Annotated in this window: 12 protein-coding genes and 1 tRNA gene; 7 read left to right on the top strand and 6 right to left on the bottom strand. The window is 71.0% G+C overall.

Annotated features, from left to right (window positions below; all coding sequences use genetic code 11):
* Positions 1-68: 68 nt before the first annotated feature.
* Positions 69-145, bottom strand: a tRNA-Pro gene (locus ACFQU3_RS13875).
* Between the two features lie 169 nt (positions 146-314).
* Positions 315-1253, bottom strand: coding sequence for a metallophosphoesterase (locus tag ACFQU3_RS13870; protein ID WP_385910706.1), 939 nt, complete (start codon positions 1251-1253; stop codon positions 315-317).
* 79 nt (positions 1254-1332) lie between these two features.
* On the opposite strand from ACFQU3_RS13870, the gene ACFQU3_RS13865 reads away from it, so the two are divergent.
* Positions 1333-1788: a GatB/YqeY domain-containing protein gene (locus ACFQU3_RS13865; protein ID WP_385910704.1), complete on the top strand. Its 456-nt coding sequence runs from the start codon at positions 1333-1335 to the stop codon at positions 1786-1788.
* Positions 1789-1892: 104 nt separating this feature from the next.
* Here ACFQU3_RS13865 and ACFQU3_RS13860 read toward each other — a convergent pair whose 3' ends face one another.
* Complete coding sequence (locus ACFQU3_RS13860; RefSeq protein WP_385910702.1) at positions 1893-4301, bottom strand: penicillin-binding protein; 2409 nt, start codon at positions 4299-4301, stop codon at positions 1893-1895.
* 271 nt (positions 4302-4572) lie between these two features.
* On the opposite strand from ACFQU3_RS13860, the gene ACFQU3_RS13855 reads away from it, so the two are divergent.
* Positions 4573-4878 carry a WhiB family transcriptional regulator gene (locus ACFQU3_RS13855; RefSeq protein WP_385910700.1) on the top strand — a complete coding sequence of 102 codons (306 nt, stop codon included), beginning with the start codon at positions 4573-4575 and terminating at the stop codon, positions 4876-4878.
* Between the two features lie 43 nt (positions 4879-4921).
* Here the strand turns inward: ACFQU3_RS13855 and ACFQU3_RS13850 are convergent, their stop codons facing one another.
* The 3 genes from ACFQU3_RS13850 to ACFQU3_RS13840 form a co-directional block, all read right to left on the bottom strand.
* Entirely contained in the window at positions 4922-6097 is a 1176-nt protein-coding gene (locus ACFQU3_RS13850; protein ID WP_385910698.1) for an ArsA family ATPase, read from the bottom strand.
* On the bottom strand, positions 6094-7131 hold the full coding sequence (locus ACFQU3_RS13845; RefSeq protein WP_385910697.1) for an ArsA-related P-loop ATPase: 1038 nt from the start codon (positions 7129-7131) through the stop codon (positions 6094-6096). The genes ACFQU3_RS13850 and ACFQU3_RS13845 overlap by 4 nt, the downstream gene beginning before the upstream one ends.
* A 357-nt stretch (positions 7132-7488) precedes the next feature.
* A complete protein-coding gene (locus ACFQU3_RS13840) occupies positions 7489-8271 on the bottom strand; it encodes an alpha/beta hydrolase (protein ID WP_385910695.1) in 783 nt (260 codons plus the stop codon).
* 73 nt (positions 8272-8344) lie between these two features.
* On the opposite strand from ACFQU3_RS13840, the gene ACFQU3_RS13835 reads away from it, so the two are divergent.
* The 5 genes from ACFQU3_RS13835 to ACFQU3_RS13815 are packed head-to-tail and all read left to right on the top strand — an operon-like array spanning position 8345 to position 11379.
* Positions 8345-8500, top strand: coding sequence for a DUF4177 domain-containing protein (locus ACFQU3_RS13835; protein ID WP_142179199.1), 156 nt, complete (start codon positions 8345-8347; stop codon positions 8498-8500).
* Positions 8501-8511: 11 nt separating this feature from the next.
* Positions 8512-8976 (top strand): RidA family protein, encoded by a 465-nt coding sequence (locus ACFQU3_RS13830; protein WP_385910692.1) that lies wholly within the window; start codon positions 8512-8514, stop codon positions 8974-8976.
* A gap of 7 nt (positions 8977-8983) precedes the next feature.
* On the top strand, positions 8984-9814 hold the full coding sequence (locus ACFQU3_RS13825; RefSeq protein ID WP_385910690.1) for an NUDIX hydrolase: 831 nt from the start codon (positions 8984-8986) through the stop codon (positions 9812-9814).
* A gap of 40 nt (positions 9815-9854) precedes the next feature.
* A complete protein-coding gene (locus ACFQU3_RS13820; RefSeq protein WP_385910688.1) occupies positions 9855-10652 on the top strand; it encodes an MBL fold metallo-hydrolase in 798 nt (265 codons plus the stop codon).
* Positions 10653-10704: 52 nt separating this feature from the next.
* On the top strand, positions 10705-11379 hold the full coding sequence (locus ACFQU3_RS13815; RefSeq protein WP_385910686.1) for a nucleoside/nucleotide kinase family protein: 675 nt from the start codon (positions 10705-10707) through the stop codon (positions 11377-11379).
* Positions 11380-11401 lie beyond the last annotated feature (22 nt).

Genomic DNA, 11401 nt, shown 5'->3' with positions numbered 1-11401 from the left:
CGCTGCTGTACTGGCAGGTCAAAGGCCCTCGCCAATTCTGGCAGAGGGCCTTTGACCTGCGGAAACACTGGTCGGGGTGACAGGATTTGAACCTGCGACCTCTTCGTCCCGAACGAAGCGCGCTACCAAGCTGCGCCACACCCCGGTGCTGCATCTGCCCCTGGTCCGTGGACCGGTGGCAGCAAGGAGAGACTTTAGCGCAGCCCCCCGCGCATCTCCGAATCGGGCCCGCCGGGGTGCCGCCACCGCCGATCGAGGTATGCCGTCGCGCCGGTCCGCGACCCTTCACCCCGACCCGAGAGGCGGCCAACGGCTCAGCCCTGGGAGCGGTGGACGAGCGTCAGGAGCGTGGCCTCGGGACGGCAGGCAAGGCGTACCGGAGCGGTCGGGGCCGTGCCCAGCCCCGCCGACACCTCGAGCCACGCAGCGCCGTCCGGGGCCTGCGACGACGGCGTCGAGCCGGCGCCCGGCCACCATCGCGAGAGGCCCTTGACGCGTCCCGTGTCGAGGTCGCAGTTCGTCACGAGCGCGCCGTAGCCGGGCACGCAGACCTGCCCGCCATGCGTGTGTCCCGCGACGATGAGGTCCGCGCCATCGGCGGCGTACGCGTCGAGCACCCGCTGGTAGGGCGCATGTGTCACGCCCAGCGTGAGGTCCGCGTCGGGGGAGGCGGGCCCGCGGACGAGGTCGAGCCGGTCGTAGCCGAGGTGCGGGTCGTCGACGCCGACGACATCGACCCGCAGGCCGCGGACGGTGAGGGTGTCGCGGCGGTTCGTCAGGTCGACCCAACCGCCGGAGCGGAGGCCGCGCACGAGCTCCGACGTGGGGAGCCGCTGCGTCGTGCCGACCTCCTTGGCGTGGTGCTTCGTGAGGTAGCGGAGCGGGTTCTTCAGCTTCGGCGCGAAGTAGTCGTTGGAGCCGAGCACGAAGGCACCGGGCAACCCGAGGAGCAGCTCGTACGCGTCGAGCAGCGCCGGCACGGCGTCGTGTGCCGCGAGGTTGTCACCGGTCGTGATGACGAGATCGGGGTCCAGGGACGCGAGGCTGTGCACCCAGGCGCGCTTCGCGCGCTGTCGTGGCAGCAGGTGCAGGTCCGAGAGGTGCAGCACCCGCATCGGCTCGGCGTCTTCGGGGAGCACCGGCACGTCGAATCGCCGCAGCACGAAGGCGTTCCGCTCGACGAGCGAGGCCCAGCCGAGCACGCTGGCGCCGGCGACCCCGAGGCCCAGGACGGTCTTGGTCACGGCACGCATGGGCCCCATCCTCGCATCCCGTCCCGGAGAGCCGACCGCGCCGGAAAGGGGCGTGTCGACGACCTGAGAGACTGACCCCATGAGCACCCTCAAGCAGCAGCTGCAGGCCGACCTCACCTCCGCGATGCGCGAGCGCGACCAGGTCCGCGCCGGGTCGCTGCGGATGGCCCTCACCGCTGTCACCACCGAGGAGGTTGCGGGCAAGGAGCACCGCGAGCTCACCGACGACGACGTGCTCAAGGTCCTCACCAAGGAGGCCAAGAAGCGACGCGAGGCCGCCGAGGCGTATACCGGCGCCGGTCGCGACGAGCTCGCCGCCAAGGAGGAGGCCGAGCTGGCCGTCCTCGAGACCTACCTGCCGAAGCAGCTCGGCGACGACGAGCTCGAGGCCATCGTCCGCGAGGCCGTCACCGCCTCCGGCGCCACCGGTATGCCGCAGATGGGCCTCGCGATGAAGGCCGCCAACACGGCCGTCGCCGGACGCGCCGAGGGCGGCCGCGTGGCCGCGATCGTGCGCCGCGTGCTCGCAGGCTGAGCCACCCGCCCTGGCTGATGAACCACGGGCCCGGCCACACGGCATACGCCCGGGAACGGCCGGAGGGCCGACGCTCGCGCGTCGGCCCTCCGCCGTCTGCTGGGTCAGCCGCGCCCTGGCGGCTTGGTCGGCTTGCCGTTGGGTTTGGTGTCACCGCTCCCATTGCCACCGCCCTGGGTCGTCTGCGGCGCCGGCAGCTGGCGGCCACCACCGCCGCGTGAGGTGTAGATCGTGATGAAGCTGCCGCTGGCGGCACGGCCGTAGGGCGACGTGGCCGCCACGAGGCCGTTCGGCACGGACGAGCTCATCGTGCCGCCGACACCGGCGGAGAACCCGGCCGCCTGCAGGGTCGCCATGGCGTCGGAGACCGACATGCCCGTGACGCTCGGGACGTCGACCTCATCGCCCTTGAGCAGCTTGTCGGACGGCTCCTTGAACTTGATCTCGGGCTCGCCGTCGAGGGCTTTGTTCATGATGCCCTTCCAGATCGGCGCGGCGATCTTCGCGCCGTGCATGACGTCGACGAAACGGTCGCCGATGCGGAGGTCCTTCATGACGCGCTTGTTGCCGTCGTCCGGCGTGCCCACCCAGACGGCGGTCGCGAGCTGCGGCACATAGCCGACGAACCACGACTCGTTGTTGGCGTTGGCCGTACCGGTCTTGCCGGCCGACTCGCGCTCGCCGTCGTCGAGCTGGTTGAGGATGCCCGAGCCGTGCGTCATGTTGTACTCGAGGAACTTGTCGGTGGCGCGGACGGCGTCGGGTTCGACGACCTGCTCGCACTTCGTGGCCGGCAGCGCGATGTTCCTGCTGCCCTGCGTGATCTTCGTGACGGCGACGACCGGGCACTTCTTGCCGTCGGCCGCGAGGGTCGCGTACGCCTGGGCGACGCCCTGCGGCGAGACCTCGGTGGCGCCGAGGATGTACGCGGGGGCGTAGGGCGGGATCTCGCCGCCGTCGGCGCGGTGCAGACCGAGGCGCATGACGGTGTCACGGACCTTGCAGCCGCCGAGCTGCTCGGCGAGGGCGATGAACGCGGTGTTGGTCGACTTGGCCGTCGCCTGCATCAGCGAGATCTTGCCGCCGCCGAACGGGCTGTCGTTGTAGACCTTCCACGTGCCACCGGGACCGCAGCCCTTCTTGATGCCGCCGGGCCACTCGTCGGGCGTGTAGGTCGCCTGGGAGTTGCCGCCCGCGGCCTTGGCCGTGACGCTCGACTTGGTGTTCATGCCCGACTCCATGGCGGTCACGAGCGAGAAGGCCTTGGCCGTGGAGCCGAACTGGAAGCCGCTCGAGCCGCCGTACTTCTTGTCGAGGGCCCAGTTGACGCCGGTCTTGCCGAGCGACTGCTTGCCCACGGTGTACTCGGTGTTCTGGGCGAACGCCAGGACCTTGCCCGTGCCCGGCTCAGTGACGTATGCCGCCGCACCGACCTCGGACTTGTCGCCGATCGGGACGTTCTTGGTCACCTCGCGCTGCGCGATCTTCTGGATGCGAGGGTCGAGCGTCGTCGTGATCGTGATGCCGCCGCGGTAGAGCTTGCGCCGGCGCTCCTCGACGGTCTTGCCGAGCTGGGGCATCGTCATCGCGTAGTTGATGATGAAGTCGCACCAGTAGGGGTAGGGCGAGGCGAGGCACGTGCTCTTGGGCTGCTGGACGCGCATGTCCTGCTTGAGGGTGCGCTTCTTGGCGGCCTGCCACTGCTTGTCGGTGATCCTACCGAGGCCGTGCATGCGGTCGAGCACGACGTTGCGCCGCACGAGTGCCTTCTGCGGGAAGTTGACCGGGTCGGTCGTGCCGGGGTTCTGCGTCAGGCCGGCGAGCAGCGCGGCCTGCGAGAGGCTCAGCTTGTCGGCGTGGACGCTGAAGTAGTGCTGCGCCGCAGCCTCGACGCCGTAGGCGCGGTCGCCGTAGTACACGAGGTTGAGGTAGCCCTCGAGGATCTGGTCCTTCGTCAGCTTCTTCTCGAGCGTGATCGCGTACTTCAGCTCCTTGAGCTTGCGCATGTAGTCCTTCTTGATCGCCTCGGCGGCGGCCTCCTTGTCGCCGGCGCTCAGAGCGGAGTACTGCAGCGAGATCTTCACGTACTGCTGGGTGAGCGAAGAGGCGCCGACCGACGAGCCGTTGCGCAGGTTGGAGATGATCGCGCGCATCGTTCCCTGGATGTCGATGCCGCCGTGGTCGTAGAAGCGGTGGTCCTCGATCGCGATCTGGGCCTCACGCATGATCGGGGCGATCTTGTTGAGCGGGACGATCGTGCGGTTCTGCTCCTGCGGCGTCGCGATGACGCTGCCGTCGGAGGCGAGGATCCGCGAGGTCTGGGCCAGCGGGTCGGTCGTGAACTCGCTCGGGAGCTCGTTGAAGACGTCGACACCGCTGCGGGCGAGGGCACCGGTGGCTCCCACGGCGGGCATCACGAGGCCGGCTGCGAGCAGCCCGAGCACGAGCGCGGACGCGAGAAACGCGCCGAGCAGGCTGATGACGCCACCGATCGACGTAGTGCGTGAAGACATGCGGCAAGGGTAACCGTTGACCCTATGGTCACCGGCTCTGCGCACGCAGCCGGCCCCGCGCGCCGTGCAGCGGCTCCGATGACCATGACAACGGTGACGAAGTGACTAGTCACTGGTTCAACGAAATGGTCCATAGAGGCTATGTCGGACCGGCGCTGACGCTCGTAATGTCTCGTTTGGGCCTTAGGGGGGCCCACTTGATCTGGACCGGTGGGACGGTCCGTGGTCGGTCCGGATGTCATGGGAGGCGCCGGGCGGGGAGGGGTAGGTAATGAGTGCTGTCGCGATTGTGGACCCGTGGGTGGATGAGTGGGCCAGCATGGCTCGCTGTTCCGGCCAGGACCCGGACGCACTGTTTGTCAGGGGTAAGGCTCAACACGACGCGAAGGCCGTCTGCAAGACGTGTCCTGTTCTCGCGCAGTGTCTGGCCGAGGCCCTCGACAACAGGACGGAGTTCGGTGTCTGGGGTGGCATGACCGAGCGTGAGCGCCGGGCTCTGCTGCGCAAGCGGCCCGACATCACGTCGTGGAAGTCGGCCTTGAAGGCCGGCATGGCTTCACAGGCCAAGAACGACTGATTGGTCGCACACGCAAACGGGGCCGTGACCACCTGAGGGTGCGTCACGACCCCGCAAGCGCGCTCCCGACCTGGCGGAGTCCGTCGAGGTCGTGCACGTCGCGTCCGAGCACCGGAACCTGCACCACGGGTATGCCGGGATGTGACCTGGAGAAGCGTTCGGCGAGCTCGCGCTGTCGTTCCGCCGTGCGGACGAGCGCCGCATGCAGCCGCAGAAGTCCGGCCGCATTGGTCGCGGACTTCGGGCCGCCGCCGTCCTCGAGCGACTCGGCCGCGGCAAGAGCACGCGACGGGGTGATGCCCGTTGCCGACACACGTCCGATGCGGTTGACGACGAGCCCGGCGAGCGGCATGCCGTCGGCCTCGAGGCGCTCGACGAAGTAGGACGCCTCACGGAGGGCGTCACGTTCGGGTGCCGCGACGACGAGGAAGGCTGTGCCCTTCTCGGAGAGCAGCCGGTAGGTCTCGTCGGCGCGCTCCCGGAACCCGCCGAACATCGTGTCGAGCGCGTTGACGAACGTCTGGACGTCGGTGAGCATCTGCCCGCCGAGGATCTTCGTCATCGTCGACGTCATGAGGTGCACGCCGACCCCGAAGACCTTGAGGCCGGCGCGGCTGCCCGCCTTGGCGGGAGCGGCGAGGAGCCGGATGAAGCGTCCGTCGAGGAAGCTGCCGAGCCGGTTCGGGGCGTCGAGGAAGTCGAGCGCCGACCGCGACGGCGGGGTGTCGACGACGATCAGGTCCCATGGGGCGTCCGGGGTGCCGGCCGTGGTCTTGAGCTGCCCGAGCTTCTCCATCGCCATGTACTCCTGGGTGCCGGCGAAGGAGCTGCTGACCGCCTGGTAGAAGGGGTTCGCGAGGATCTGGTCTGCCTTGTCGGGCTCGGCGTGGGCGATGACGACCTCGTCGAAGGTCCGCTTCATGTCGAGCATCATCGCGTGGAGGCTGCCGCCCCTCGAGGTGTCGATGTCGGCGACCGGTCGGGGCGTGTTGTCCAGCTCGGTGAGGCCGAGCGACTGGGCGAGGCGGCGGGCCGGGTCGATGGTCAGCACGACGACCTTGCGGCCCGACTCGGCGGCGCGCAGCCCGAGCGCGGCGGCTGTCGTCGTTTTGCCGACGCCGCCCGAGCCGCAGCACACGACGATCTCGGTCGCGGGGTCGTCGATGAGCGCGTCGACGTCGAGCGCCGGAGCCTGGCGCGCGACCGGACCGGCGCTCACGCGTCGACCCGATCGGTCGCCTCGGGTGCGAAGAGGGGAAGGAGCAGGTCGGCGAGCTCTCGGACCGAGCCCGAGTCGACGCCGCCGGGCAGTGCCGGGAGCTGGACGATGGGCAGGCCGGTGGCCTCGAGCAGGGCGAGCTGCTCACGTTCGAGGTCGACGCGCTGGGCGTGGTCGCGGGCCTCGTCGAGCAGACCGGCCACCAGCTCGGGGGTCGCCTTGACGCCGACCTCGGCGAGCTGGGTGCGCAGCGACGGCTTGTGCAGCCTGCCGTTGCGCGCCTGGTCGAGGGCCGCGTCGTCGAGCAGCGGCTCACGCACCATGTTGACGACGATGGCACCCGGGTGAAGGCCCTTGGCGTGCAGCTCGTCAATGGACTCGAGCGTCTCCTGCACCGGCATGTCCTCGAGGAGGGTCACGAGGTGCACCACGGTCTGGCCGGACTTCAGCAGCCGGGTGATCGCCTCCGCCTGCGAGTGGATCGGTCCAACTCGGGCGAGGTCCGCGACCTCGGCGTTGACCGAGAGGAACCGGCCGATCCGGCCGGTCGGTGGCGCGTCGAGGACGAGCGCGTCGTACACCGGGGCGGCGTCACCCTTGTGCCGGCCGTCCCGGCGACGGCGGTTGGCTTCGTAGATCTTGCCGATGAGCAGGACGTCCCGGACGCCGGGGGCGATGGTCGTCGCGAAGTCGATGGCCCCGAACTTCTCGAGCAGCCGCCCGGCACGGCCCAGCTTGTAGAAGAGCTGGAGGTACTCGAGCAGCGCGGCCTTGGGCTCGACGGACAGACCGGCGACCTCACCGCCCCCGGGCAGACGGACGATGCGCGTCTCCTCGGTGCCGAGCGGCGGCACGTCGAACGTCTGGCTGATGCCCTGCCGGCCCTCGACCTCGCTGAGGAGCACGTGGGCCGGCGCCGACGCCAGCGCGAGCGCGAGCGCCGAGGCGACGGTGGTCTTGCCCGTGCCGCCCTTACCGGTGACGACGTGCAGCCGCGCTCGCGCCCACGTCGGGTCGGTGCGGCCTGTCGTCACGCTGACCACCCTATTGCGCCTCGTGCGCGTCGGTGGGTCGGCCACGGGTGTGGGGTCGGGGCGGCTACGTCACTGCTCCGCCTGGTGCAGCAGTGACGGAGCGGCTGGGTGTGGTCACCCGGCGCGCGGTGGGGTCGGGACGGCTACGTCACTGCTCCGCCTGGTGCAGCAGTGACGGAGCGGCTGGGTGTGGTCACCCGGCGCGCGGTGGGGTCCGCGGAGCTACGTCACTGCTCCGCCTGGTGCAACAGTGACGGAGCGGCTGGGTGTGGTCACCCGGCGCGCGGTGGGGTCGGGACGGCTACGTCACTGCTCCGCCTGGTGCAACAGTGACGTGGCGTCCGCCGGGGCAGGTGGTCAAGGTGACGTACGAGTGAGGGAGCGCACGGCGTCGAGGACGTGGTCGAAGGCCTTCGAGCCCGGGTCGATGACGGCGAAGTGGTCGGCGCCCTCGACGACCTCCTCCGTGACGTCGCCTCCGGCGGCCGTCGCTCTCGCGACGTAGTCGTCGGCGACACCGAGCGGCACGGTGTCGTCGTCGGCGCCGTTGACGAGCCGCACCGGCACGGTCGGCGGCAGGCTGCTCATCGGGTCGGCGGACGTCCAGGCCGGCGTGCCCGGTCCCGACCCGACGAAGTCTCGCGTCGCGTCGTCGCCGAGGTGCAGGCGGTCGGCGGCCCCGAGGTCGATGACCCCGGCGAGCGACACGACGCCGACGACACCCCGGTCCCGCGCCCAGGGCTGGCCGGCCACCCACGTGACGAGGTGCCCGCCGGCAGAGTGGCCGACGAGGACGAGCGGCTTCGGCAGGTCGCCCTGGGCCGACACCGACACGAGGAGGTCGCGCACGTCGTCGAGGGTGCCGGGGACGCCGCCACCCGGCATACCGACGCGGCGGTACTCGACGAGCACGACGTGGAAGCCTTTGTCCGCGAAGGCCTGCGCCTCGGGCAGCGCGTGCTGGCGGTCGTACGCCGCCCGCCAGAAGCCGCCGTGCACGACGACCACCGTGCCGGACGCGGCCGGAGCCCCAGCCGCGGGCGCAAGGACGTCGTAGACCTGGGCCGGGTCGGACCCGTAGGACCGTGTGCCCGCGCTCGGCACCGACTGCGGTGTGCTCTGGCCGGTGCCGCTGGTCATGGGCGTCATCGTGTCACCAGCGCCACCCCCGCACGCCGCGAGGGCCGCCGACGCACTGAGTAGGGTGATGGCCATGACCCAGTGGGAATACCTCACCGCACCGCTTCTGATCCACAACACCAAGCAGATCCTCGACAACTTCGGGGCGGACGGGTGGGAGCTCGTCCAGATCGTCAACGGTCCGGACGGCACGAGCCTCGTCGCCTACTTTAAGCGCCCCAAGTCCTGAGGAGCCTGCCGATGTCTGCTGTCGAAGACCGCCTGTCCGAGCTCGGCCTCACGGTGCCCGAGGTCGTCCCGCCCGTCGCCGCCTACGTCCCGGTCGTCCGCGAGGGCGACCTGGTCTTCACCTCCGGCCAGCTGCCGATGGTCGCCGGTGCGCTCGCTGCGTCCGGCAAGGTCGGCGCCGAGGTCGACGCCGACACCGCCAAGGCGCTCGCCGCGACGTGCGCGCTCAACGCGATCGCCGCCATCAAGTCCGAGGTCGGCGACCTCGACAGGGTCTCGCGCGTCGTCAAGGTCGTCGGGTTCGTCGCGTCGGACCCCTCGTTCACCGGACAGCCCGGAGTCATCAACGGTGCGAGCGAGCTGCTCGCAAAGGCCTTTGGGGACAAGGGGACCCACGCCCGCTCGGCCGTGGGCGTCGCCGTCCTGCCGCTCGACGCGCCGGTCGAGGTCGAGGTCATCGTCTCCGTCGCCGGGTGATCGGGTCGTGGGTCGCCAGTTCCCCCTGACCACCACGCCCGGCATCTCCGACGCGGCGACCCGCTGGCTCGCGGGCGAGCGCTGGGATGAGGCCGAGCCACGCCGGGCGAGCACCGTCATGCTCGTGCGCGATGGCGCGACCGGCCCCGAGGTCTTCATGCTGCGGCGCGTCTCCGAGATGGCGTTCGCGCCGAGCATGATGGTCTTCCCGGGCGGTGGCGTCGACGACCGCGACGGCGAGGTCGGTCTGCCGTGGGCCGGGCCGTCGCCGTTCGAGTGGGCAGAGCGGCTCGACTGCTCGCCCGCCGAGGCACAGATGTACGTCGCCGCAGCGATCCGCGAGCTCCTCGAGGAATGCGGGGTGCTGCTCGCCGGCCCATCCGCCAGCGGCCCGCTCGCCCGGGTCGACGACCCCGAGTGGATCGACATCCGGCGTGCGCTCGTCGAGCGCAGGGTCGCCCTCGCTGACGTGCTCCGCGACAAGGGCCTCGTGCTGCGCTCGGATCTCATCGTCGCGAAGGCGCACTGGGTGACACCGGTCTTCGAGCCCCGCCGCTACGACACGTGGTTCTTCGCCGCACTGATGCCGCCGTTCCAGGTCGCCGACGGCGAGACCACCGAGGCCGACCAGGCCACCTGGGTCGTCCCGTCCGAGCTGCTCAAGGCGTATGCCGCCGGCACCGCCCTGATGCTCCCGCCGACCGTCATCTGCGTGGAGGAGATCCGCGACGCGCCTTCTGCCGCAGATGTCGTCGTCCACACCAAGGTGCTGCCGCTCGTCATGCCGGAGGTTGTCGACGGCCCCACCGGCGCGGCCATGGAGATCGTCGAGCGATGACGGGCGTGGCGTCGTCGGGCGCGGTCCGGGACGGGCGGGCGTGAACGGCGCCGCGGCCGACCCGGGCTGGACCGGGGGCGTTGCGAGCGAGCGCGCCGAATGCGTGCTCTGCCCCAACCCCTCGCCGATGACGCTCGACGGGACGAACACCTGGCTGCTCGCCGAACCCGGCTCCGACGAGGTCGTCGTCGTCGACCCGGGACCACTCGACGAAGGGCACCTGCAGCACGTGCTCGACCGCGTCGCCGCGACCGGCCGACGCGTCGCGCTCACGCTCCTCACCCACGGCCACGACGACCACGCCGAGAGCGCCGACCGCTTCCACGAGCTGACCGGCGCGCCGGTGCGGGCGTTCGGACGCGGCCACGACGACCTCTGGGCCGGCGAGACGATCGTCGTCGGCGGCCTCGAGGTCCTCGCCGTCGAGACGCCGGGCCACACGAGCGACTCCTTCTCGTTCGTGCTGCCTGCGGACAACACCCTGCTGACGGGCGACACGATCCTCGGCCGCGGCACCACTGTGGTCGCCTGGCCCGACGGCAGCCTCGAGGCCTACCTCGCCTCCCTCGACCGCATCGAGGCGCTGACGCGGGCCGGCACCGTGACGAGCCTGCTCCCCGGGCACGGGCCCTTCGTCGCCGACGCCGCCGCCACCGTGACCTTCTACCTCGAGCACCGGGCAGAGCGGCTCGACCAGGTCCGGCAGGCGCTCGCCCGAGGTGCGCAGACGGCATACGACGTGGTCGAGACGGTCTACGCCGACGTGCCGCGGAGCGTGTGGCCTGCGGCCGAGCTGTCGGTGCAGGCGCAGCTGGAGTACCTCCGCACGCATCCCTGACGCGCCGCTTCGAGATGCGGGGCCACCGGTGGCGGGCAGGGACAATGTCAGGGTGCCTCTCGACGCGTACGCCCTGAACATCGAGCAGCTCGTCGCGGCGGCCGTCGACCTCGTCGGCGACCGCCGCCGGGCGGTGCTCGGCATCGCCGGCGTGCCGGGTGCCGGCAAGTCGACCCTCGCGGACGCGGTCGTGGCCGGGGCCGCGGCTGCCCACGGCGAGGACTGGGTGGCGCACGTCCCGATGGACGGCTTCCACCTCGCCGACGTGCAGCTCGACCGGCTCGGGTTGCGCGGCCGCAAGGGTGCACCGGACACGTTCGACGCCGACGGCTACGCACACCTGCTGCGCCGGCTCGTCGAGGAGCCCGACACGTGGGTCTACGCGCCCGGCTTCGAGCGGACGCTCGAGCAGCCGATCGCCGCGGCGATGGTGGTGCCTCCGAGCGCGCGCCTCGTCGTCACCGAGGGCAACTACCTCCTGCTGCCCGACCCCCGGTGGCAGGCAGCGCGCGCCCAGCTCGACGAGGTCTGGTACGTCACCGGCGACGACGACCTGCGCAGGGCTCGCCTCGTGGAGCGGCACGTCACGTTCGGCAAGGAGCCGACCGCGGCCGCGGCGTGGGTCGAGCAGACCGACGAGGTCAACGCCGCGCTCGTGGCGTCGGCCGCGTCGGCCGCCGACCGCATCGTCGTCAACGGCGCGGACGGCTGGTCGTTCAGCCACTGAGGGTCCCGGCCGGACCGGTCGG

It is taken from the genome of Terrabacter sp. GCM10028922, from assembly GCF_042666095.1.
Taxonomy (GTDB): Bacteria; Actinomycetota; Actinomycetes; order Actinomycetales; family Dermatophilaceae; genus Terrabacter.
This window is presented reverse-complemented; position numbering and strand designations above follow the sequence as displayed.